Source organism: Frondihabitans sucicola (genome assembly GCF_030296615.1).
Lineage (GTDB): Bacteria > Actinomycetota > Actinomycetes > Actinomycetales > Microbacteriaceae > Frondihabitans > Frondihabitans sucicola.
Genome location: NZ_AP027732.1, coordinates 357,701 through 377,205 on the forward strand (window position 1 = coordinate 357,701; position 19,505 = coordinate 377,205).

Here is a 19,505-nt window from a genome sequence, read left to right on the forward strand (position 1 = left end):
AACCCCGTGACGTTGGTCGCCGGCATCGATTCGTCCACCCAGAGCTGCAAGGTGGTCGTGCGCGACGCGTCCACCGGTCAGCTCGTCCGGTCGGGCTCCGCTCCTCACCCTCCGGAACGGCGGTCGACCCCAACGCCTGGTGGACGGCTCTGCTCGAGGCCGTCGACGCTGCCGGCGGGCTGGAGGGGGTCGCGGCCATCTCCGTCGCGGGACAGCAGCACGGCATGGTGACGGTCTCGTCGTCCGGCGAGATCGTCCGCGACGCGCTCCTCTGGAACGACACCCGGAGCGCGGCTGCCGCCACGGCCCTCCTCGAGGAGTTCGGCGCCGACGAGATCGCTCGACGCACCGGCTCTCTCCCGGTGGCGTCGTTCACCGCCACGAAGGTGCGCTGGTTGCGCGACGCCGAGCCGTCGAATGCGGCTCGCGTCGCCGCCGTCGCGCTGCCGCACGACTGGCTGACCTGGCGCTTGCTGGGCTTCGGCCCCGCCGACGAGTCGCCGCTCGGCGCCGACCTCGACGCTCTCGTCACCGACCGGTCCGACGCCAGCGGCACCTCGTACTGGACGCCTTCGACCGGCGAGTACGACCTCGGCCTGTTCGAGGCGGCGTTCGGGCGCCCGGGGCGGGAAGCCCGTGCGGGCGGAGAAACCCGGGGCGCAGGATCGCGGAGCCCGGCAGACGAGGCCGAGAACGTCGTGATCCTGCCCCGGGTCCTCGGCCCGGCCGAGCCCGCGGGCCGCACGGTCGCCCAGGCGGGCATCCCTTCGGGTCTCGTCGTCGGGCCCGGCATGGGCGACAACGCCGGCGCGGCGCTCGGTCTCGACGCCCGCGAGGGCGACGTGGTCATCTCGATCGGCACGAGCGGCACGGCGTTCGCCGTGACCGAGTCGGCGACCACCGACCCGTCCGGCGTGGTCGCCGGATTCGCCGACGCCACGGGCGCCTTCCTGCCGCTCATCGCGACGTTGAACGCCGCGCGGATCCTCTCCAGCGTCGAAACACTGCTCGGTGTCGACCACGACGAGTTCGCCCGGTTGGCTCTGGCGGCCGACCCGGGGGCCGCCGGCCTCGCTCTCGTGCCCTACTTCGAGGGCGAGCGCACGCCGAACCTGCCCGAGGCCACGGCCACTCTCAGCGGGCTGACCCTCGGGTCGACGACTCGTGAGAACCTCGCCCGCGCCGGAGTCGAGGGGCTCATCTGCTCCTCGCCGAGGGCATGGACGCCGTCCGGTCGCTCGGCGTGACCGCCGTGCGCGTGCTGCTGACGGGTGGTGCGGCGCTCAATCCGGCCGTGCAGACCGTCGCGGGTCAGGTGTTCGACGTCCCGGTGGCCGTGCCGACGCCGGGCGAATACGTCGCCGACGGTGCGGCACGCCAAGCGGCCTGGGTGCTCTCGGGCGAACGCCCGGAGTGGCCGGTCTCGATCGAGGCGACGCTGACGCCCGACCCGCGACCCGCGGTGCGGGCGCGCTATCGCGCGGCGCAGGGACTCGGTTCGCTCGCCCGGCCGTAGGCGGGGATGCCGCGCCCGCGACACGGGCTCGCTCACGGCGCGGCCGGGCTCGCTCACGGCGCGGCCGGTGGCGGCCCGTGGTGCGACCGCAGCCCGGAACGGCCGCCGGACCCCCTTCGGGAGTGCCGGCGGCCGAACCGGGGTGCGGAGCCGCCTACGCCTCGGGAGGCGCCGGCCGGTTGCGCACCAGCACGATCACCACGGCGACGAGAGCCACCACGATGATCCCGCCGCCGACGCCGATGGCGATGCCGAGCCCGCCAGACGAGAACGACGCCGAGTCCGACGAGCCGGGGCCCGCTGCCGACGTGGAACCGCCGCTGCCGGAGTTCTGGTCGCCGCAGGTGGGACGTGAATCACGGCCTGCCGCGGCCTGCGCGGACGCCGGCCGGTCGTAACGGAACCCGATCGAACTCGACACGGTGTGCCCGTCGGCCGAGACGATCTGCCAGGTCACCGTGTACCTGCCCGAATCGCCGAGCTTCACCGGAACGGTCACGTCGGTGTCGCGGATGACCGGACACCCCGACTCGAAGTGCTTGCCGCCGGGGCCGGTGACCTCGACGACGTTCGACGACCCGTCGCCCGACAGGTCGAGGACGCGGTCGTCGAACGTGAGCACGACCTTCGGCAGCGCCGTGGTCTGCGTCGAGTCGGCCTTCGGCGTCGACGCGACGAGGTAGTCGTGCGCGCTGGCTCCGGTCGCCGGGGCGAGAGCGAGCACGGCGGCGGCGAGCACCAGCGAGGTACCCGCGATCGCACCCGACAGGGCGCGGCCCAGGCGACGACGGGTCGACACCGCCATGCGCTACTCCCCGCGCTCTCGGCCGGCGCCGCCGTGCGAGTGCCTCGACGCGTCGAGCCACCGCGCGCGTACGCCGCGAACGCGACGATCAGGGCGATGACACCGAGGCCGAGACCGCCGATCCCCAGCCCCAGCGCCACCGACGACGAGGTCGATGCCGTGGTCCCGGAGCCGTCGGCCGCGGGGGCCGGTGCGGCGGAAGCCGACGACGCGACGATGCCCTGATCGGCGTCGGCCGGGGTGCGTCGTTGATGTAGAGCGTGGGCGCAGGATGCTCCGGCTCATCACCGGAGGCGGGCGTCGCCTCGTTCCACTTCACGACGCTGCCGTCGCTGTAGGTCTGCGTCGCCGGCAGCTCCACCTTGCCGGTGTCGGGCACGGCGCCCGCCGACACGGTGAAGAACTGGAAGGCTCCCGGGGCGATGCCCTGACCGGCGTCAGCGGTCCAGATCACCTTCGTGACCGCCTTCGAGATGGTTCCGTCGGCGGTCGCGACCGGCTTGGGCAGGGTGCCCTGGACCACGTCGACCTTCCAGCCCGCGAGAGGCTGGTACGACACCGAGGTGAACGGCTGCGCGGTCGGGAAGTCGACCTCCAGCTTGACGGTCGACGCGGTGGCCGACTCGGTCGGAACCTTGAACTGCAGCGTGGCGTAGTCGCCGGCGGGCGCCTGCTCCGGCACAACGTGCACGTGGGCGGACGCCGCGAGCGGCGCTGCGAGCGCCAGGGCGCCCGCGAGGGGAAGAACGATCGCGACGCGCGCGACGGTCTTCGTCAGGGTGGCTTTCTGAGCCATGGGGATTCGTCTCTCTGTTGCGGGCGCAGGTCGGCGCGCAGAAGCGGCGCGCCCCAGGGACGGGACACGTCGACGGCGCAGACGCTGCGACCAGGTCTGATGTGGTGATGCGGGGTCAGACGCCGAGAGGCGGGCCGCGGTGAGGCCGAGACACGAGCAGGACTTCGAGCGGCCGGAGGCCGCGGAGATCGCCCACGGCCGTGATGACTCCGTGGCGTGCGACGCCGAGCGAGGCGGGGAGGGCTTCGACGACGACGACCAACCGGGCCAGGCGCGCCCCGCCGAGGCGCACGAGGGTGAGGGCCGCCCGCTCGCCGTGCAGGAGGAGAGCGACGGTCACGAGCGCCGCGCAGGCGTGACCGAGCCACATGCGCGCATCGCTCACCGCGGGGGCCGAGATGCCGCTCGGCGTGCCGAAGTCGGGAAGGACCTGCGTGTGCCCACCCGACATCACCATGCCGAGCATTCCGACCGACCCGTGATCGGCGGCACCGGCCGGGAGATCCGCCCCGAGGCTGAAGAGCACGTGGAAGACGAACTGACTCAGGGCGACCGAGATCGAGAGGCGAACGGGCGACAGAGCCCGCGAGCTGAGGGCGATACAGGCCAGGATCGCGAACGTGAGAGCCAGGGTCGTCCCGAGGGCCCCGGGCGCGACCCCGCCGCCCGCGACGTGCGAGAACGCTGCGACCAGGACCGACAGGCACGCCACCAGGAGCCCGCGGACGACGCGGACCCCTCTCGAGCGAACCGGCACGGCCACGACGCCCCTACTCGAGCGGCTCGCGACGCCTCGGCGTCGCCATCTGCTGGAGGTGTTCGTTGTAGGCGCGAAGCTCGGCGTCTTCGTCGTTGTCGGCCTTGCGGTCGTAGCGCTTGGCGATGCGCTCGTCGGTGCGAACCCACTGTCGCACCACCATGAGAGCGATCAGCACGGTGGGGAACTCGCCCGCGCCCCAGGCGATGGCGCCGCCCGTGTGCTGGTCGTTGAGCAGCTCCTGGTAGTTCGTCTTGCCGAGCGCGTGCCACCAGTCGACGGCGAGGATGTCGGTGCCCGACATCAGTGCCAGGCCGAAGAAGGCGTGGAACGCGAGGGTCGCCATGAGCAGGATGAGCCGCAGCGGATACGGCGGACGCTTGGGCCCGGGGTCGACGCCGATGAGGACGAAGAAGAACACGTAGCCGGCGAGGAGGAAGTGGATCTCCATGATGAGGTGGCCGGGGTGCGTCTGGAGGGACGCCTGGAACCAACCCGTCCAGTAGAAGGCGACCAGGCTGCCGGCGAAGATGACGGCCGCGACGACCGGGTTCGTGATGAACGTCGCGTAGCGCGAGTGGGTGAGGATCAGGAGCCACTCGCGCGGCCCGCGGCTGTTGTCGCGGCGCTTCGGCAGGGTGCGCAGCGCGAGCAGGATCGGTGCGCCCAGCACCAGCAGCGGGGGCACGTACATCATCAGCACCATGTGCTGGATCATGTGCGTCGAGAAGTTGACGGCCCCGTAGACGCTCGGACCGCCGCTGGTCGCGAAGAACAGGCCGAAGCAGCCGAACAGCCACGGCACCGTGCGGCCCCACGACCAGGTGTCACCACGTCGCCGGAGCTTCACGACGCCCACGATGTAGAGCCCCGCCATGATCAGCGCGATCGCGATGAACATGTAGTCGGGGTGGAAGCCGAACAGGAAGCGCTCGAGCGTGACCGGCTTCGGGTACGGGAAGCCGATCAGGCCGGAGCGCGTGTCGGCGTCGGCCGTCTGCGGCACCGGCGGCGCACTCTTCGAGAGCGCCACCGACAGCCCCATCGCGATCGACATGAAGACGACCTCGGACACCGCGAGCCGGACGAAGGCGCGGGATCGGGTGGGTTCGCGGACGAGCCGCGGGATGATGCTGCGACGCTGGAGGTAGCCGGCGACGCCCAGGCCGATCAGGATGAGCGACTTGACCGTGATGAGCAGGCCGTAGTTTGTCGTGAACAGGTCGGCCGGCCCTGTGAGGCGGAGGCTCGCGTTGATCACGCCGGAGAACGCGACGAAGGCGAAGGCCCAGATCGCCAGGGTCGAGTAGCGCGAGACCACGGTCGCGAGGTGCTTGCCCGCTTTCTTGCGGAGCAGGATCACGGCGATCAGCCCGCCCATCCAGACCGTCACGCCGACGAGGTGCATGGCCAGGCTGTTGACCGCGTTGACGTGCTCGTCGGTGCCCGCGGAGTGCCCGGAGAGCGAGAGCGGCAGCAGCGCGAAGAGGGCGAAGACGGCGGCCGTGGCCAGCCAGGAGACGTTCTTGGTGGAGAGCAGGATCACGAGCGCCACGGCGATGCAGCCGATGGTCACCAGCCAGGTCTGCCCGATCTCGAGCTGGAACGCGACGAAGAAGAACTGGCTGCGGAACGTGGTCGTCGTGAAACCGACGCTGAGCGACGTGGCGGCCTGGAACATGAGGGACGCGACGGCCGAGACGAGCCACACGAGACCGGACCAGACGGCCCACTTGGTCGCGTACCACTGGCTGAAGCTGGCCGAGCGCGGGTCTTTCTTCTGGCCGGGGAGCACCACCGCCGAGAGCACGAGGAGGCCGATCGTGACCGCGGCGGAGCCGTCGAACACCGCGCTGACCATCGGGAAGCCTCGCGTGACGACGAGGCCGGGATCGGAGAGCAGCTGAGCGAAGGCGCCCGTGAAGAACATCGCCAGGAGCGCCAGGACGACACCGACCGGGATGCACGCCATCAGGACGATGACCGCGACCGAAGGACCACCGGATGAGCCTTCCGGCCGCGACGGCCGCGGCGACGGCAGCTTCATCTGCTTGGTCTCGAAGTGGAGGTCTTCGATCTGATCGGTCAAGAGGGTCCTTGGAGAGAGAACGGCCGGGTCTGCGGCTACCCCGCAATGATACGGAACTCCCCTGTCCACCGAAGAAGTTGTCCACAGCCCCGAGAGACCGGCGCCCGGCAGACGGACGACCTCAGAGCAGCGGGAGCTTCTTGACCAGCCGGTCCACCTCGCGCCGCGGGCCCACCAGGCTGAGTGCCAGCGGCGCCACCTCGTCCGGGCTCTGACCGGCGAGCACCCCGAGGTACTCGTCGTAGACGCGCGACGTCTGGGCGGCGAGAGGCATGTCGATCAGCAGGACCTCGGTCGAGGTGGCCGCGCGCTGCGCGATCGACGCGAGCTGCGCCTGCTCTGCGGAGAGCACCGTGCATCCGGCCCACGGGAGCCCGGCGTGCGACTCGCCGGCGGCATCCTGCCCGCTCTCCCCAGAAGCCCGTCGACGCGAGGCGCCGTCGCCGCGGCAACGCACACGGCCGCGTTCACCTGGCGGCCGACCGGCAGCCCGGCGTCGACGACGACCACCCACTTCACGGGCGCTGCCCGCGTGGATTCGCCGGGGGTGACCTCCTCGGGGGCGAAGCCGAAGGGGGTGGTGATCTCTCGCATCCTGCTGTCCTTTCGTCCGTCTGACGGGAAGACTGTACGCAGCTCGCACGGGTGGTAGAGACACCTCCCGTACTTAATTCGGAAGACGGGATGATCACGTGCACCTCGACGACATTGATACGGCGCTCCTGCGTGAATTGCAGCGCGACGCACGGCGGACCAACCGCGACCTCGCAGCCGCCGTCGGCATCTCACCGACCACCGCGCTCGACCGCATCCGGGCCCTGCGACGCCGCGGGGTGATCCGCGGCGCGCGACTCGACGTCGATCTGCCCTCGATCGGTCGCGCGGTGCAGGCGCTCGTCGCCGTGCGGATCCGGCCGCCCTCGCGCGAGAACATCGACGCCTTCCGCACCTGGGCGGCCGAGCTCGACGAGACGATCGGGGTGTTCGTCGTAACCGGGACCGAGGACTTCCTCGTGCACGTCGCGGTCAGCGACAACGACGCGCTCTACGCCTTCGTCATCGACCGACTGACCGAGCGGCCCGAGGTGGCCGACGTCCGCACGAGCGTCGTGTACGAGCACGTGCGGCCGCGAGTCATCGAGCCGGCTGGTCCGAGCGACTGAGGCCGGCGGGCGGCGCCGCCCGGGCGTCGAGGGCCGAGGGGAGCGGCGGTGGCTGCCCGCCCGAGGCGGCCGGCGGAGTCCGGTCCTCCAGGGCGGCCGAATGGGCGGCGAGCTGCGCCTTGAGCTCGGTGATCTGCTTCGACAGAGCGAACACGTCGCCCCGGGTCGCCGCCTGCGCGGACTCCTCCGTGAGGGCGACTCGCTCGACGATCCACGAGGCGATGGTCGCGGTGACCACACCGAGGAGGGCGATCCCGCCGAGCATCAGGGCGACCGCGATCATCCTGCCCTCGATCGTCACGGGGGTGTAGTCGCCGTAGCCGACCGTCGTGATCGTGACGAACGCCCACCAGAGGGCGACCGGGAACGTGGTGATCGTGGCGCCGTGGGCCGGGCGCTCGACGTCGAGCACGGCGAGGGCCGCGACGTAGACGAGCAGGAACGCCGATCCGACCACGTAGGTGACCACCCTGCCGCGGAAGGTGCGCCCCGCGGTGCGCTGCAGGACCGCCAGCAGGGTCAGCAGGCGCAGGAGCCGAAGCGGACGCAGGATCGGCAGCGCCACGATCAGCAGCTCGGGGATGTGCCGGACGAACCAGCGCCACCGGTTCGGCACCAGGAGGAAATTGACCAGATAGTCGACGGCGAAGACGACCCAGGTGCCCCAGATGATGTATTCGAACCCGCGTGAGCCCCGAGCGCTCAGGTTGCCGATGACCTCGGCCGAATACGCGGCGAGGAAGATGAACGACACGGCCATGAGCGGCCAGTCCGAGATCTTTCGCCAGCGGGCATGGGTCATGGAGAGATAGTAGGACTCACGCAGCTATCCCTTGGCTGAATGCCAGGCGGGCAGAGACCCGGTCGACCTTCAGAGCGTCGAGGAGAACGGCCGCAGGATCGGGGGCGACGCGGTCGAGAAGCGCCAGGGCGATGTGCCGCGGCGCGATGGCACGGGACGACTCGGCGGTCGCGTGCCGGAGCATCGCGCCCATCACCTCCCGGGAGCCCGAACTGAACGGCGTGCGCTTGAGCTTCGGGATCGGCACCCAGCCGAGCAGGTCGACGTCGAGGCCGACCGCCCGGAGGAGGCGCGGTCGAGCTCGGCCTCGGCCGCTCGCGCCGAGGCGAGGTCGACCCCGAGCGTCGTGCTGACGACGGGATCGTGGAGGGCTCCGAGGAGCAGGTGGGTCGTTCCGACGCGGCGGTCGCCGCGCAGCCGGGACTCTTCGACGGCGTGCACCACGGTGGCGCGCGCGTCGGCGGCGAATCTCTCGAACATGTCTTTTCTCCCTCTGCTATTTGCCGTACTTGGCGTGCACCGACTGGCGTGAGACGCCGAGCGCGTCGCCGATCTGCTCCCACGACCAGCCGGCGGCGCGAGCCGCGGCGACGTGAGTGGCCTCGACCTGTTCGGCGAGGCGGTGCAGGGCCCCCACGGCGCGGAGCCCGGTGGCGGGATCGCTCGTGCGGAGCTGCGTGGTGAGGTCGTCGGTCATGGTGTCAATCTAGACTGACACGAGGGTGCTGTCAACCTGGATTGACAGAAAGCACGCGAACGCGATCGGGCCGGCGGGCAGGCCAGGGCTTCACGGCTGGCCTATTCGCCGATCGCCTTCGGGTGCCGGGCGCGCAGGGCCGTCTCCTCCGCGTCGATGGCCGCGAGCACGGCCTGCACGGCGGCCTCCTGGTAGCGCCCCTCGTGCCTGGCCAGCAGCACCGCCTCGCGCTCGGCCTCGATCATGCCGTTGCGCAGGCGGTTGAACGCGCTGGACGCCGGCTCGTGGTCGGGCGGAGCCGGGTGCTCGAGAGCCTCGGCCAGCCAACTCGACGAGCTGCGCAGCTGGTTCACGATCCGCTCTTCGTCGTCGTCCGTGACGATCTCGTCGAGGCGGGTGACCCCCGCGGTCTTCGCCTCGACGGTGAGCATCTGACGTTCGGTCCACTCCTGCGCGAGGTTCGGGGCGGGCAGGTGGACGCGTCGGATGAGCCGAGGAAGCGGCAGCGCCTGGAGCAGGGTGCCGAGCACCACCACGAACGCGAGGAACTGCAGCAGCTCGCGCTCCGGGGTGCGGTCGGGCAGCAGGAACACGGCGGCGAGCGTGACGACGCCGCGAATGCCGGCCGAGGCGACGACCGTGCTGGCGGCGGAACTCCACGCTCGCTCGCGCACCCGAGCCGGTCCGATCCGGTACAGCAACATCGTGAGGAACACCCAGGCGAAGCGCGACGCGATGACGACGGCGAGCATCGCGACACTGATGCCGATCGTCGGCCAGAGACCCGGACCGGTCTTGACGACCCCCTCCAGCACACCCGCGAGGTTCAGCCCGATGAAGAGGAACACGGCGTTCTCGAGAAGAAATTGCACCGTCTTCCAGTTGAGCCGCTCGGCGACCCGCGCCTCGGCCGACAGGATCACCGGCGACCGGTAGCCGAGGTAGAGCCCCGCGATCACCACGGCGAGCGCCCCCGACCCGTGCAGGATCTGGGCGGGCAGGAACGCGATGAACGGCGTCACCAGCGACAGGCTCGTGTCGAGCACGGCCGAGTGGAGGCGTCGGCGGATCTCGGTGAGCACGAACGCGACCGCGAGACCGACGGCGGCTCCGACGAGCACGGCGAGCGCGAAGTCACCCGCCACCTCGATCGGCGTGACGAACGACATGATCGCGGCGATCGCGGCGTTCAGGGCGACCAGGGCGGTCGCGTCGTTGAGAAGGCTCTCGCCCTCCAGGATCGTGACGACTCGACGCGGGAGAGGCACCCGGCCGGTCACCGCCGTGACCGCCACCGCGTCGGTGGGTGCGACCACCGCTCCGAACGCGAGCCCCGCCGCGATGGTCACGCCGGGAATGATCCAGGCGGCCGCGAACCCGACCACGAACACCGTGAACGCCACCAGGGCGACCGACATGAGCAGGATGCTGTCGTTGCGCGCTCGCACGTCGATCAGCGAGGTGCGGATGGCCGCGGCGAACAGCAGCGGCGGCAGGAGGCCGTAGAGGATGAGGTCGGGCTCGAGGGTGATGCGGGGAACCCCGGGCACGAAGGAGGCGACCGCGCCGACCAGCACGAGCGCGACGGGAGCGGACCAGCCGATGCGGCCGGTCAGCCCGGTGACCGCCACCGTCACGACGACGAAGGCGACGATCCAGGCGATGGCTGTCACGGGATCCATAGGCATGAGGATGCCACAGCCCGGGCCTCCGCTACAGGGCTCCGGTCACCGCCAGCCCGAGGGCCGCCGCCGCGACCGACAGGACGAGCATGCCGATGCCGTTGAGCAGGGCCGAGCCCCACCGCCGCTGCTCGATCAGGCGCACGGTCTCGACGCTCGCCGTGCTGAACGTCGTGTACCCGCCCATGAGGCCCCCGCCGAGCACGAGCACCCACTCGTGCGGGAGTCCGGCGTTCGACCCGAGGCCGGTCAGCAGCCCGAGGCCGAACGAGCCGGTGACGTTGATCAGCCCGGTGGCGAGCGGGAAGGCGACGCTGACCCGCGACCGGACAAGGCCGTCGAGCACGAAGCGCAGCGAGGCGCCGACCCCGCCGGCGACGCAGATCAGAAGGAACAGCCAGGGCGAGATCATCCTGCGCCCTCCTCTTCGGCGACGGGAGCCGCAGCGGCCGCGCGCCACCGACGCCCGTGGAGCGCCGCGGCCAGCGCGATGCCCGCGAACGCGGCAAGCGAGCCGAGCAGGATCGACGCGGCCGCGTACCCGAGGGCGACCCCGGTCGACGGCCCCAGCCTCGAGGCGACGTCGGTGGCGAAGGAGCTGTACGTGGTGAATCCGCCCAGGACTCCCGTGCCGAGGGCGAGCCGCAGGATCCTGCGTCGCCCGCCGTCTGCCCCGCGACGCGACAGCGACTCGAGCAGGAGCCCCAGGGTGAACGCCCCGACGACGTTGATCAGGAAGATGGTGAGGGGGAATCCGGTCGGAGGAGCCGGCCACGCGAGGGCCAGGGCCTCGCGGATCCCGGTGCCGACGGCACCACCGAGGGCGACGAGCAGGATGAGCCGGCCGGACAGGTGCGGCGGCCTCACCGCGTGGCGTCCCAGGGCAGAGGCGTCTCGGGCGACACCGGGTCGAGCGGCACGACCACGACCGGCCGATGCTGGCGGTGGGTCAGGCCCGCCGACACCGATCCCGCGAAGAACTGCCGGACGGTGGCGCCCAGGGTCGGACGCCGCGTCCCGACGACGATCAGGATCGCACCGACCTCGTCGGCCACCTGCGCCAGCATGCGAGCGGGGTCGCCGGCCGTCGCCACGAAGCTGCACGCGATCCCGGCGCTGTCCGCGAGCGGTGCGGCCCACGAGACGATGTCGGGGTCGATGCCCTCGTCGACGACGTCGCCGCCGTCGGGATCGAACGGGGCGGCGACTATCGTCCCGTCGTCTTTCGTGTCGACGACGAACCGGGAGGGATCCACCTGCACGCAGACGAGCGACGCATCGAACCGACGCGCGAACACCAGCGCCTGCTCGATGACGGTGCGCGGCTGATGGGACGTGACGCCGACCACTAGGGTTGCTGACTGACCCACCGTCTTCGTCCTTTCTGGGAAGCCTTCGACAAGCATGCCCCCTGGCGCCCGACGATGTCGGCCCACCGTGCCGCGCGTCCGCTCCGAACACTCCTCGGCACGGCACCGGAAGGAACCCCTCTCGTGACACACACAGCACCCGCTCCGCACGCCTCTTCGGAAGACGCGTCGGCCGGATCGACGACGGCGCCGTTCACGGTCGTCAGCTACAACCTCTGGAAGAACCACGCCGTCCACGAGCTCGACGCGCTCGCCCGGTCGACGGGCGCCGATCTGCTCTGCCTCCAAGAGGTCTTCACCGACTCCATGCCCGACGTGATCGGCGGCCTCCGCAGGATCGCGTCCACCGGCAACAATCGTCTGGGCCTGGCGATCTACGGGCGGCAGGAGCGCTTCGACGTGCACGAGACCCGGTCGTTCAGCCTCGGCCGCTCGATGCACGACCGCGTTCTCTCCCCGACGCCGGAGCGCCTGGTCGCCGGGCGGCTGGTCGACCGTCTGACCGGGCTGCAGTTCGTCGTCGCGTCGTTCCACGCGGCACCGCTGACCGCGCGCAACGCCGTGCGCCGCGCGCAGATCCGGTCGGCCCACGCCGGCCTCGAGGCGCTCGGCGCCGGCCTGCCCGCGCTCATGATCGGCGACTTCAACTACCCGATCTTCACCGGTCGCCTTCGTCGCGCGCTGGCCAAGACCGGCCACACCCTCGCGCGTGCGGCGGCAGGCACCTACCGCGGCTACGCGATCGTCCGCGGCCGCTTCGACCTCGTGACGACCACCGGTTTCGACCTCGGCCCCGTGCGGGTCCTGCCCCAGGGCGCCTCCGACCACCTCCCGATCGTCGTCCGGGCCACCGCCACGGCCTGAGCTCCGCCGGGCCGCCCGGCCACGCACCACCCCCGCCGTTCACGCGCCAGGCATATGGTGAGGCCATGCAGCTCGGAATCCACTTCCCGAATTTCACTCTGTCCGGCGACAACACCACCCTCGCGAAGCACCTCGGCGATACCGCCAGGGCCGCCGAAGCCGGTGGCGTGGCCCAGTTCACGCTGATGGACCACTACTTCCAGATGGAGCAGCGCGCGCCCGCCACCGATCCCATGCTCGAGGGTTACACCGCCCTCGGCTACGTCGCGGCTCTGACCGAGAGGATGCGCCTCGGACTCCTGGTCACCGGCGTGACCTACCGCTACCCCGGACTCCTCGCCAAGATCGTCACCACCCTCGACGTCCTCTCGGGCGGCCGCGCGATGCTCGGCCTCGGCGCGGCCTGGTACGAGCGGGAGCACCTCGCCCTCGGCGTGAACTACCCGCCGATCTCGGAGCGCTTCGAGCGACTCGAGGAGGCTCTCCGGATCGTGAAGCAGATGTGGAGCGACGACGAGGGGCCGTTCGACGGCAAGCACTACCAGCTGGCCGAGACGATCAACCATCCGGCGCCGATCCAGAAGGATCCGCCGATCATGATCGGCGGAGGCGGCGAGAAGAAGACGCTCCGCCTGGTCGCCCAGTACGGTGACGCGTGCAATCTGTTCGGCCTGCCGGTCGACGAGATCCAGCGCAAGCTCGACATCCTGCGCGGGCACTGCGACACCGTCGGACGCGACTACGACGAGATCGAGAAGACGATGATCTACGGCGGCGATCCACTCGCCTCCGACTTCCTGCCGGCGATGGCCGAGTACGCGAAGCTCGGCATCAGCATGGTCGTCGTCTCGCCACCGACGCCCGACCCTGCGCAGTGGGTTTCCCAGGTGACCGCCGCGACCGTGTCCGGACTGACCGACCTGGGCTGAGCTCCGGCCGGGTGGGCGGGTCGGTGCGGGTGTCGGCGGGTGCCCGCGCACCCGCCCACAGCCGCACGCACCCGCCGACGCCTGCGCGAGCGCGCGAGCGCGCGAGCGGGAGCGAGCGCCGGCGGCTAGCTCAGCGGCAACACGGGCACCCCCGGCGGCACGAAGCCCAGGATCTGCCCGTAGAACGACAGCTCCGACTCGGTCGAGTGGACGATCGTGGTGGCGCGGCGGAAGCCGTGCGACTCCCCTCGTACGCGACGTAGGCGTGCCGTAGTCCGCGCTCGACCAGCACGTCGCGGAACATCTCGGCCTGGGACGGCGGCACGATCGGGTCGTCCAGCCCTTGCAGGAGCAGCACCGGCGTCGAGAGCTCGGCGGCGTGCGTGAGCGGAGCCCGCGAGGTGTACAGCTCCAGCGCCTCCGGCAGCGGCCCGATCAGCCCGTCGAGGTACCGCGACTCGAAGTCGTGCGTGTCTTCCGCGAAGGTGATCAACTCCGCGACACCGAAGTACGAGGCTCCGGCGGCGAAGACGTCCGACGTGGTCAGCGCCGCGAGCACCGTCCAGCCGCCGGCGGAACCGCCGCGGATCGCCAGCCGCGAGCCGTCCGCCAACCCCGCCGAAGCGAGACCGCGCACCGCGGCGACCGTGTCCTCGACGTCGACGACGCCCCACTGCCCCCGGAGCGCCTCCCGGTAGGCCCGCCCGTACCCGCTCGACCCGCCGTAGTTGATGTCGACGACGCCGATGCCGCGGCTGGTGAAGTACGCCTTCGTGACGTCGAGCATCCCGGTCGTCCGTCCCGTCGGCCCGCCGTGCACGAAGGCGACGTACGGAGGCAGCTCCCCCTCGGGCGCCTCGAAGTCGGCGTTGCGCGGTGGGAAGACGAAGGCGTGCACGTCCCGCACGCCGGTGAACGTGTGCTCTTCGGCGAGAGGCAGGTATCCCTCGGCCGGGAGCTCGTCGACGCCCAGCCGCACCTCGGTCAGCTCGCCGGTGCCGAGGTCGAGGATCCGCAGCCCGGACGCCAGGGTCGAACTCCCTCCGCTGAGGAGCAGGCGATCGCCGTTGATCCCGCCGATGGCAAGAGCGGAGAGCGGCACGTCGATGTCCCGGGAGTCGCCGGTCGACAGGTCGATCGAGACGAGCCGGTCCGAGCCGAGAGTCCGGACGGCGAGCACGGTCCCGTCGCCCCTCAGGGTGAACCAGCCGGCACCCAGCATCCAGAGCGGGCCGCCGTACTCCGCCTGGTCGGTGTGCAGCGGGACGCGGGAACCGTCGAGGCGAACCGTCTCGAGGTTCCACCAGCCCGACGGGTCGGCGCTGATGAGGAGGGACTCGTCGTCGAGCCAGGTCGGCTGCAGGACGGACTCGCTCGTGGATCCTGCGATCACCGTCCAGGTGTTCACGAGCCGTCCGGGCCCACATCCCCGACGCGCAGCTCGGTCCCGTCCCACGGCATCTGCGGGTGCTCCCAGGCGATCCAGGCCAGCTTCGACCCGTCGGGCGAGAAGCGCGGGAACGCGACGAAGTGCGATCCGCCGACGACAGATCGAAGAGCCGCAGGATCATCCCGGGCCGAGCCGTCGAGAGGAACGGCGACGATGTCGCGGTCGAGGCCTGCGTCGGAGTGGATCTCGCGCACCGCGATGACCTCGTGGCCGCGCACTCTCAGCTCGGCGAACCGGAATCCACCCGCCTGCGGGGTCAGTGGCTCGGGTTCGGTCTCGCCACCGCGCAGGACGTAGAGACGCTGATCTGTGAACTCGGCGAACACGAGGTCGCCGTCGTCCGTCACGGCCCAGGAGCCGCCGCCGTACTCGTGGACCCGCGTCCGCGCGTTCCACGGGGCCGGGAGCACGTCGACCGGCTCTGCCCGGCTGCTCCCGCGGTCGCCACCGTCGTCGCCCGCCCTCCGCACAGCCAGCCGCCCGCCCTCGGCCGGCCGCTGCTCGAGCCACCAGACGTCGTCGCCGACCCAGATGCCACCCTGCACGGGGTGGGCGGACTCGGCCAGGGCGGCGGCCGAGATCGGGGAGGTCCAGGTGCCGTAGGGAGCAGTCGTCGTCATGCATCGAGGCTAGGCCTCGCGCCCGAGCCACGATCGCGACAGCGGCGAACCCCTCGCCCGACTCCGGACGACGACGTGTCGTTGGGCACGATGCTCTCGACCTCTCAGCTCGCCTGACCGTCTCGTCGCCTTTCTGCTGCCACGTGACGCGACGCGCGTGCGGCTCGGATACGAATCGTGAGCCTGGCCCGCATGCTCACGATGCGGGCTCGGAAGAAGAAGACTCCGGCGAGGACGAGGAGGACGACGGGAAGGAGCTCGGGAACGAGAAGGAAACTGCTGAAGACGATCTCGAGCATCTCGAACCCGATCAACGAGCCGGCGGCGATCCACGTCCACCCGCTGAACAGCGTGAGTCGGGCGGACACCGCGCCGAGCGCGCGACTCGTTCGCCTGAGGACGAGTCGTGCGACGCGCACGGCTCTCGACTGCTGATTCTTGGGGAGGACGGATCCGCGGCGTGCGCGTTGTGACATCGGAAAGTTCGAGGGCATGACGATTCCAGACGGGGTCGACGGACGTGGTGAGGGGTCAGCCGTCCTGACCGCCGTCGCAATGGCCGCTTCTCGGTGAGAAGCGGGAGCCGGGTCATCCATCGAGAAGGTCCGGCGCCATCCCTCGAGCGTCGTCAGAGACGGGATGAGAGCGCCGGCGCGCGCGGACCCGCCCCACCCACGGGCGGGGCACTTCGACGCGCTCCACGCCGTTCTCGCCCGCGTCCGCGTGGGCCGCCTTCGAGCCCGCGGACGCCCGCGGACGGCACGCGGCTCGACGACGTCGATGCAGCGACCGTCACGATGGCGAGGGCCAGGGCGCCGATCGCCGCGACACACAGGATCCAGAGCAACGTGTGAGGTAGAGCGTGCAGATCGGTTCGCAGCCAGATGTCGAGCGGAAGCAGCACCTCCAACAGCGACCAGCCGAGCGATGTCATGGCGACCCCTCCCGTGTGGCGACGGTACGCGATGTTCCGTATCCGTCGGTCACGGCTGCCCCGCGGAGCGACGGTTCAGCACGAGTTGCCTGATTCCGACGACCACTCCCGCGACCCAGAGGGGGATCGACGCCAGCAACACCCAGAGGGGGCCCGTTTCACTCCAGCCCCGATGGTCGCATCCCACTGCCAGTCGACCCCGGCTGCCAGGACGACGATGCAGAGGAGGAAGACGGCCGAACCGATGATGACGAACCACGGGCGTTCGATGGGCGCGCTCGGTCGGCGTAGACGCCGCTTTCCTCTGCTAGCCATGGTTCACCCAGTGTGCCAGGTCGGCTCCGTTGCCGACGGTGACGTCGGCCGGTCCGATGACGGGTGCGGTCGTTCCGGTCTCAGCGACGGAGGCGGCCACCGTGCCGGAAGGACGCGGGCCTCCTGGTTCGGATTCGTCAGGTTACTGATGACCGCCTTGCCGGCACCGGAGAGGGCGAGAAGCATGACGACGATCGGGAGTCGTGACTCCGAGGCTCGCGAGGTTGCCGACGTGACGGACTTCAGGCTTCACTACTGATCATGGAAAAGCTCCTGAATGCCTGCCTCGTCGCTGCGTGCGTCGTCGTGTGCTCGGCGTGCACCGCGAACGTGCCGGGCCCGACACCTCCACGGCCACCCAGGAGCACCGCAACCGTCTCGACCGAGATCGTGCCGACCCGATCCCCACGGCCGGCAGGCGCGTCCGCGCGGGTCTCCTTGAAGACTCTGCGCGACGTCAAACCCACTGCCGCGGGAGGACCACCCTTCAGCGTCGAGCCGTACAGGCCAGGCGACCACAGCGTCACGATCATCTGGTCCGATGCAGTGTCAGTCGCGTGTGGGCGGACCGTGGACCTTCGTATCGACGAAACGTCGACTCAGGTGAGGATGGACCTTGTGCCCGGCGTTCAGACGGCCGACTCGTGCGTCGCTGCCGCGCAGACGTATACGGCGAGGGCCACACTCGAAACGAACATTGGCACGCGACCGATCGTGACCACCGAGTAGGCCCTCGCCGGCGTGGCTCGACCACCCGCTCGTGTGTCGAAATGGTTCGTCACGATGTCGGAGTCGACTGAGTCCATAACGGCGCCGGTCCGCATTTCACCGACGGCACTGTCCGCAACGCTTTCACCGTCCGGCAAGCGAGCCGCCGATTCCGCCGACCGAGAAGTACCGGTTCAGGAACGAGAACAGGATGATCGGGGGCAGCATCATCACGACCGCGACGGCCATGACGAGACCCCAGTTCGTCGCGTTCTGCTGGAAGAACGTCTCGAGCCCGACCGGCAGCGTGTAATTCGGGTCGGAACGCAAGAACACCAAAGCGATCAAGTAATCATTCCACGCGAGCAGGAACGCGAAGATCGCCGTCGACAAAATACCCGGGAGAGAGTTGCGCAGCACGATACGGGTGAAGGACCCGAACAAGGAAGCACCATCCATCCAGGCCGCCTCCTCGAGAGCGATCGGGATCGAGTCGTAATACGCCGCCATCATCCAGATCGCGACCGACATCGTCGAACCGACATAGATGATCGTGACACCGACGAGGTTGTCGACGAGATTGAACTTCGCGAACAGGATGAACAACGGAATCACCGCGGACACGACCGGCAACGACTGGACCACGAACAACACCAGCGAATACCCCGACACGAGCTTGTTCCGTGCCCGCGACAACACATACCCGGCCGGAGCGGCGACAGCGACCGCGATGACGACCGTGACCACCGTGACCGTGAGACTGTTCGTCAACCAGGTCACCACCGCGGTCTGCGTGAAGATCGACGAGTAATTCTCCAGCGTGAAGTTCCCCTTCACCGTCGACCCCAGCGAGGGCTGGAACGACAACCCCACGACGGCGATGATCGGAACCAACACCAACGCCGTGATGACGACGATCAGCGCGAAACGCCACCACCCGCCGCGCTTGCGCTGCTCGGTCTGAGTACGGCGACGAGTCGCCGTGACCGAACCAGCGGCCTGGTCTTTGACGCGAGCGCGTCGGACACTGAGCGTGCTCATTCGACGTTCACCTTTCGGATCTGGCGGTACAAAACCACCGAGATGATGACCAACACGAGCGTCATGACGAACGCGATCGCGATGCCAGGGCCGGTCTGGAAGTTCTGGAACACGGTCAGATACGCCAACACGACCAACGACTGAGTCGCGTTCACCGGACCACCACCGGTCAGCAAGAAGATCGTCGGGAAATCATTCACGCAGAAAATCGTCATCAAGATCCACGACACGAACGTGGTCCGGGCGATCATCGGCATCGTGATGAACCGGAAACCCTGCCAATTACTGGCACCATCGACCTTCGCCGCCTCGTACACATTGGTATCCACCGACGCCAACGCCGACGACATCATCATCATCATGAACGGGAACGAGATCCACACCTTGAAAACGCACACGACGATCTTCGCCAGCGTCGGATCCGCGAGGAACAACACGTTCCCGAAACCGAGATGCGCGAACAGGATCGGCAACGGCGACTGCGGCGTCGCGACCAACCAGTTCCACGACGTCGCCGACACCACCACCGGAACGATCCACGGCAACAACAACAACACCTTGAACAAACCATTCGCCGGAATATGCGTGCGCAACAACAACGACAACGCCAGGCCCACGATCCACGACCCGAACACACCCACGATCGTGAAGACCAACGTGAACAACGCCGCGTTCCAGAACGACGCCTGAGTCAAAATGTCCGTGTAGTTCTTCAACCCCACGAACGGCCCCGAGTCCAACAAGGTCCCGTTATGCAGAGACTGAATGAACGCGTAGATCACCGGATACAAATTGATCAACAACAACAAGACCAACGACGGCAACGCGAACGCCAACAACGTCCACGTCCGCGGCGTGAACCGCTTCGACTTACGCACCGGACGAGGCGCGCCCGACCCAGAGCCGGAAACACCGACCCCACGCCGGGCACGCCTCAAATTCTCAGCGACGCTAGAGACCGACATGG

At 69.6% G+C, this 19,505-nt stretch carries 22 protein-coding genes and 1 pseudogene; 4 read left to right on the forward strand and 19 right to left on the reverse strand.

What is annotated here, in order from left to right; translation table 11 throughout:
* Window positions 1-6 precede the first annotated feature (6 nt).
* Window positions 7-1,516 (forward strand): annotated as a pseudogene (locus tag QUE79_RS01845) (xylulokinase).
* 154 nt (window positions 1,517-1,670) lie between these two features.
* Here the strand turns inward: QUE79_RS01845 and QUE79_RS01850 are convergent.
* From QUE79_RS01850 to QUE79_RS25045, 5 genes are all read right to left on the reverse strand, one after another.
* Window positions 1,671-2,321 (reverse strand): copper resistance CopC family protein, encoded by a 651-nt coding sequence (locus QUE79_RS01850; RefSeq protein WP_286345163.1) that lies wholly within the window; start codon window positions 2,319-2,321, stop codon window positions 1,671-1,673.
* 88 nt (window positions 2,322-2,409) lie between these two features.
* Entirely contained in the window at window positions 2,410-3,117 is a 708-nt protein-coding gene (locus tag QUE79_RS01855; RefSeq protein ID WP_286345164.1) for a YcnI family copper-binding membrane protein, read from the reverse strand.
* 115 nt (window positions 3,118-3,232) lie between these two features.
* A complete protein-coding gene (locus QUE79_RS01860) occupies window positions 3,233-3,880 on the reverse strand; it encodes a hypothetical protein (protein ID WP_286345165.1) in 648 nt (215 codons plus the stop codon).
* Window positions 3,881-3,887: 7 nt separating this feature from the next.
* Window positions 3,888-5,963 (reverse strand): bifunctional copper resistance protein CopD/cytochrome c oxidase assembly protein, encoded by a 2,076-nt coding sequence (locus QUE79_RS01865; RefSeq protein WP_286345166.1) that lies wholly within the window; start codon window positions 5,961-5,963, stop codon window positions 3,888-3,890.
* Window positions 5,964-6,084: 121 nt separating this feature from the next.
* Window positions 6,085-6,621: a DUF2000 domain-containing protein gene (locus QUE79_RS25045; protein ID WP_350271615.1), complete on the reverse strand. Its 537-nt coding sequence runs from the start codon at window positions 6,619-6,621 to the stop codon at window positions 6,085-6,087.
* Between the two features lie 34 nt (window positions 6,622-6,655).
* Between QUE79_RS25045 and QUE79_RS01875 the strand changes: the two genes are divergently transcribed.
* A complete protein-coding gene (locus QUE79_RS01875; RefSeq protein ID WP_286345168.1) occupies window positions 6,656-7,126 on the forward strand; it encodes an Lrp/AsnC family transcriptional regulator in 471 nt (156 codons plus the stop codon).
* On the opposite strand, the gene QUE79_RS01880 is transcribed toward QUE79_RS01875, so the two are convergent.
* From QUE79_RS01880 to QUE79_RS01915, 8 genes are all read right to left on the reverse strand, one after another.
* The gene (locus QUE79_RS01880; protein WP_286345169.1) at window positions 7,098-7,928 is read right to left on the reverse strand and encodes a potassium channel family protein; all 831 of its coding nucleotides are present in this window, start codon (window positions 7,926-7,928) and stop codon (window positions 7,098-7,100) included. The two genes, QUE79_RS01875 and QUE79_RS01880, sit on opposite strands and share 29 nt — an antisense overlap.
* 16 nt (window positions 7,929-7,944) lie before the next feature.
* A complete protein-coding gene (locus QUE79_RS01885; RefSeq protein WP_286345170.1) occupies window positions 7,945-8,112 on the reverse strand; it encodes a hypothetical protein in 168 nt (55 codons plus the stop codon).
* Window positions 8,113-8,120: 8 nt separating this feature from the next.
* Complete coding sequence (locus QUE79_RS01890; RefSeq protein WP_286345171.1) at window positions 8,121-8,408, reverse strand: hypothetical protein; 288 nt, start codon at window positions 8,406-8,408, stop codon at window positions 8,121-8,123.
* Window positions 8,409-8,424: 16 nt separating this feature from the next.
* Window positions 8,425-8,625 carry a helix-turn-helix domain-containing protein gene (locus QUE79_RS01895; RefSeq protein ID WP_286345172.1) on the reverse strand — a complete coding sequence of 67 codons (201 nt, stop codon included), beginning with the start codon at window positions 8,623-8,625 and terminating at the stop codon, window positions 8,425-8,427.
* Between the two features lie 101 nt (window positions 8,626-8,726).
* Window positions 8,727-10,307: a cation:proton antiporter gene (locus QUE79_RS01900; RefSeq protein WP_286345173.1), complete on the reverse strand. Its 1,581-nt coding sequence runs from the start codon at window positions 10,305-10,307 to the stop codon at window positions 8,727-8,729.
* A 31-nt stretch (window positions 10,308-10,338) separates the two neighbouring features.
* Entirely contained in the window at window positions 10,339-10,719 is a 381-nt protein-coding gene (crcB, locus tag QUE79_RS01905) for a fluoride efflux transporter CrcB (RefSeq protein ID WP_286345174.1), read from the reverse strand.
* The gene (locus QUE79_RS01910) at window positions 10,716-11,174 is read right to left on the reverse strand and encodes a fluoride efflux transporter FluC (protein ID WP_286345175.1); all 459 of its coding nucleotides are present in this window, start codon (window positions 11,172-11,174) and stop codon (window positions 10,716-10,718) included. Before QUE79_RS01910 ends, crcB begins: the two co-directional genes overlap by 4 nt.
* Window positions 11,171-11,677: a universal stress protein gene (locus QUE79_RS01915; protein WP_286345176.1), complete on the reverse strand. Its 507-nt coding sequence runs from the start codon at window positions 11,675-11,677 to the stop codon at window positions 11,171-11,173. The genes QUE79_RS01910 and QUE79_RS01915 overlap by 4 nt, the downstream gene beginning before the upstream one ends.
* A 123-nt stretch (window positions 11,678-11,800) precedes the next feature.
* Here QUE79_RS01915 and QUE79_RS01920 point away from each other — a divergent pair, with 123 nt between their 5' ends.
* Both QUE79_RS01920 and QUE79_RS01925 read left to right on the forward strand, forming a co-directional pair.
* Complete coding sequence (locus QUE79_RS01920) at window positions 11,801-12,541, forward strand: endonuclease/exonuclease/phosphatase family protein (protein WP_286345177.1); 741 nt, start codon at window positions 11,801-11,803, stop codon at window positions 12,539-12,541.
* Between the two features lie 65 nt (window positions 12,542-12,606).
* Window positions 12,607-13,470 (forward strand): LLM class F420-dependent oxidoreductase, encoded by an 864-nt coding sequence (locus QUE79_RS01925; RefSeq protein ID WP_286345178.1) that lies wholly within the window; start codon window positions 12,607-12,609, stop codon window positions 13,468-13,470.
* A gap of 130 nt (window positions 13,471-13,600) precedes the next feature.
* Here the strand turns inward: QUE79_RS01925 and QUE79_RS01930 are convergent, their stop codons facing one another.
* From QUE79_RS01930 to QUE79_RS01955, 6 genes are all read right to left on the reverse strand, one after another.
* Complete coding sequence (locus QUE79_RS01930) at window positions 13,601-14,878, reverse strand: alpha/beta hydrolase family protein (protein WP_286345179.1); 1,278 nt, start codon at window positions 14,876-14,878, stop codon at window positions 13,601-13,603.
* Window positions 14,875-15,540 (reverse strand): hypothetical protein, encoded by a 666-nt coding sequence (locus QUE79_RS01935; protein WP_286345180.1) that lies wholly within the window; start codon window positions 15,538-15,540, stop codon window positions 14,875-14,877. The genes QUE79_RS01930 and QUE79_RS01935 overlap by 4 nt, the downstream gene beginning before the upstream one ends.
* Before the next feature lie 104 nt (window positions 15,541-15,644).
* Window positions 15,645-16,016: a hypothetical protein gene (locus QUE79_RS01940; RefSeq protein WP_286345181.1), complete on the reverse strand. Its 372-nt coding sequence runs from the start codon at window positions 16,014-16,016 to the stop codon at window positions 15,645-15,647.
* A gap of 1,015 nt (window positions 16,017-17,031) precedes the next feature.
* Window positions 17,032-17,322 carry a hypothetical protein gene (locus QUE79_RS01945; RefSeq protein WP_286345182.1) on the reverse strand — a complete coding sequence of 97 codons (291 nt, stop codon included), beginning with the start codon at window positions 17,320-17,322 and terminating at the stop codon, window positions 17,032-17,034.
* 319 nt (window positions 17,323-17,641) lie between these two features.
* The gene (locus QUE79_RS01950) at window positions 17,642-18,538 is read right to left on the reverse strand and encodes a carbohydrate ABC transporter permease (protein ID WP_286344403.1); all 897 of its coding nucleotides are present in this window, start codon (window positions 18,536-18,538) and stop codon (window positions 17,642-17,644) included.
* Window positions 18,535-19,503 (reverse strand): carbohydrate ABC transporter permease, encoded by a 969-nt coding sequence (locus QUE79_RS01955; protein ID WP_286344404.1) that lies wholly within the window; start codon window positions 19,501-19,503, stop codon window positions 18,535-18,537. The genes QUE79_RS01950 and QUE79_RS01955 overlap by 4 nt, the downstream gene beginning before the upstream one ends.
* Window positions 19,504-19,505: the final 2 nt, after the last annotated feature.